Below are 1,977 nucleotides of genomic sequence, written 5' to 3' on the forward strand. Positions count from 1 at the left end.
GCTGACAGCAGCCCCGCCGTACGTCCGTAAACCGTAAATCGGCCATCCGCCCACCTGTCCATCTGCCCATCCGCCCGGAGGAGAAGATCTTGGAGCGCCACGACATCGGACCGCGGATCATCGGCGGGCACCTCGCGTACCACCGGGCGGTGGTCGTGGAGGAGCCGCGCCGCTGGCTGATGCTTTCCGGCCATGAGGCCCGCGACGACGAGGGGCGCGTCGCCCACCGCGGCGACATCCGGGGGCAGATCGAGCTGACCTGCCGACGGCTCGGCGAGACGCTGGAGGAGGCGGGGTTCGCCTTCTCCGATGTCGTCCAGATCCGCGTCTTCACCATCGATCTGCCTGCCATGACCGCCAACTACGACGCGCTCACCGCCGAGCTCGAACGCCGCGGCTGCGGGCCGACCAGCCTGCTCGCCGGGGTGAGCGCCCTCTCCGATCCGGACATGCTGGTGGAGATCGAAGCCGTCGCCGCCCAGTGAGACGCCTGGCCGTCCAGCCGCCTGTGGGCCGCGCCCTCAGCCCGTACGTACCGCTCAGCTCGCCTCCGCCGCAGCCACCGCCGCCTCCACCACCGACAGGGACGAGGCGGTGGGGTGGATGCGGATCATCGTCAGCCCCGCCTCCGTCAGCAGCCGCCGGAAGTCGTCCGCGCCGCGCTCCCGGCCGGGCAGTGACGCCATCATCAGCACGTCGAGGGTCTTGCCGTGGTGCGGCGCGTTGTCCCGTGGGAGTACGGCGTCGATCACCAGCAGCCGGCTGTCCTCGGTCATCGCGGCGCGGCAGGCGCGCAGGACGCGCAGGCAGTCGTCGTCGTGCCAGTCGTGCAGGACGCGTTTGACGAGATAGACGTCGGCAGCCGGCGGTACGGACGTGAAGAAGTCGCCGCTGTCCACTCGCCAGCGCCCGGCCAGCTCCGGCCCTTCCAGCGCGTGGCCGCGCACCACGGCCGCCTGGTCGTACAGGACGCCGGTCAGCTTCCGGCCGCGCAGCAGCACCTCGCGCAGCAGCCCGCCGCGGCCGCCGCCGACGTCGGCGACCACGCCGGTGTCGGGGAGGGGGCAGGCGGCGGCGATGGCGGAGTTCTCGCCGTCGGAGAGGGCGGCCATGCCCGTGTCGAAGGCGGCGCCCAGTTCGTCGGTACCGGCCAGATAGTCGAAGAACGGGGCGCCGAAGATGTCGTCGAAGACGGTGCGCCCGGCCCGTACCGTCTCCTCCAGCCGGCCGGCGGGGCGCCAGAACGTCTCGTCCGACAGCATGCTCACCGCCTCCCGCATGGACCTCGGCGCGTCCGAGCGGAGCAGTTCGGCCAGCGGGGTCAGGGCGAAGGCGCCCGTCTCGTCCTCGCGGAAGACGTCGCGGGTCGCCAGCAGGCGCAGGGCGCGGCGCAGATGGCCGGCGTCGGCGCCGGTCAGGGCGGCGAGCTGGTCAGGGGTGCGCGGGCCGTCGGCAAGGTGGTCGGCCACGCCGAGGCGGGCGGCGGTACGCAGCGTCGCGGAGTGGAGATAGGCCAGAGCGTGCTCGCTCAGCTGCCGTACGAGCGCGTTCGGGTCGTCGGGGGCGGGGCGGGCCGAGTCCATGGCTGCCTCCTTCTTGTCGCGGGCTGTGACGGTGACGGGGGCGTACAGACGTACTGACGTACTGACGTACAGGTGTACGGACGGCGGGTACGGGGCGGCGCTTGGGGGCGGTGTGCCGCCGTCGGCCTCCACAATGGCCAGGAATCCGCGGTCCCACCAGGGGGCGTAGCCGTGGGAGCGGCCCTCCGGATCGCGAATTCCGCCCGAATGCCGCCTTGTTGTGACGGTCCGGACGCGCGTTACATCAGAGGTACGGGTGGGCGGGTGCGGGGAGCGGCGTGGGGGCGGCAGCGCGTACCGGGCGGCGGGGCGTCAACCGTCCCTTCCGCCGGGGCGTCCCTTTCACCGTGAACGGAACACCGGAGGGCCGGACGGCGGCAGCGCCGTACGGGCC

Annotated in this window: 2 protein-coding genes; one reads left to right on the forward strand and one right to left on the reverse strand. The window is 72.7% G+C overall.

Features of this window, described 5'->3' with window-relative positions; translation table 11 throughout:
• Positions 1-89 precede the first annotated feature (89 nt).
• Positions 90-485, forward strand: coding sequence for a Rid family hydrolase (locus ACFU99_RS42035; RefSeq protein ID WP_384403632.1), 396 nt, complete (start codon positions 90-92; stop codon positions 483-485).
• Positions 486-539: 54 nt separating this feature from the next.
• On the opposite strand, the gene ACFU99_RS42040 is transcribed toward ACFU99_RS42035, so the two are convergent.
• Complete coding sequence (locus tag ACFU99_RS42040) at positions 540-1,583, reverse strand: methyltransferase (protein ID WP_384403634.1); 1,044 nt, start codon at positions 1,581-1,583, stop codon at positions 540-542.
• Between the last annotated feature and the right edge of the window lie 394 nt (positions 1,584-1,977).

The organism is Streptomyces sp. NPDC057654 (assembly GCF_042800135.1).
GTDB lineage: Bacteria > Actinomycetota > Actinomycetes > Streptomycetales > Streptomycetaceae > Streptomyces.